Below are 848 nucleotides of genomic sequence, written 5' to 3' on the forward strand. Positions count from 1 at the left end.
CTCGGGGTGGATCTCGAAGGGCTCGCCGATGATGTCGCCGACCGTCATGCGCGGGTTGAGCGAGGTGTACGGGTCCTGGAACACCATCTGGATGTTGCGGCGGACGGCCTTGAGGGCCGAACCCTGCAGCGTCGAGATGTCCTCGCCCTTGAAGAGCACCTGGCCGGAGGTGGCCCGCTCCAGGTTCATCAGCACCTTGGCCAGCGTGGACTTGCCACAGCCGGACTCGCCGACGATGCCGAGGGTCTCGCCCTTGGCCAGCTCGAACGAGATGCCGTCGACCGCCTTGACCGCGCCGACCTGCTTCTTGAAGAGGACGCCCTGGGTCAGCGGGTAGTGCTTGACCAGGTCCTTGACCTCCAGGATGGGCTCAGCCATGGAGGGTCTCCTTCCAGAGGTGGCACGCGCTGGCGCGGCCGATGAGCTCCTTGCCGTCCTTCTCCGTCACCCGGTGCAGCGGGGGGATCTCGGTACGGCACAGGTCGGTGGCGACGTCGCAGCGCGGGTTGAACGCGCAGCCGGTCGGCACCTTCAGCAGGTTCGGGGGCAGGCCCTTGATCGCGTAGAGCTCCTGGCCCTTCTGGTCCAGGCGCGGGATCGAGCGGAGCAGGCCCTTGGTGTACGGGTGCGCCGGGCGGGCGTACAGCTCGTGCACCGGGGCGGTCTCGACGATCCGGCCCGCGTACATCACGGCGATCTTGTCCGCGACGTCGGCGACCACGCCGAGGTCGTGGGTGATCAGGATCAGGCCCATGTTGTACTCGGCCTGCAGCTCGGCGAGCAGGTCCATCACCTGGGCCTGGACGGTGACGTCCAGGGCGGTGGTGGGCTCGTCGGCGATGATCAGG

2 protein-coding genes are annotated in these 848 nt (G+C 67.9%); both read right to left on the reverse strand.

The features are described from left to right. Positions 1-378 (reverse strand): ATP-binding cassette domain-containing protein (locus tag VM95_RS37760; protein WP_045706039.1); only part of this gene is annotated, 378 nt, incomplete at its 3' end. After that, positions 371-848, reverse strand: a 478-nt coding sequence (locus tag VM95_RS37765; protein WP_045706041.1) for an oligopeptide/dipeptide ABC transporter ATP-binding protein, incomplete at its 5' end; no start/stop codon positions are given. The genes VM95_RS37760 and VM95_RS37765, both read right to left, overlap by 8 nt.

Source organism: Streptomyces rubellomurinus (assembly GCF_000961885.1).
Lineage (GTDB): Bacteria > Actinomycetota > Actinomycetes > Streptomycetales > Streptomycetaceae > Kitasatospora > Kitasatospora rubellomurina.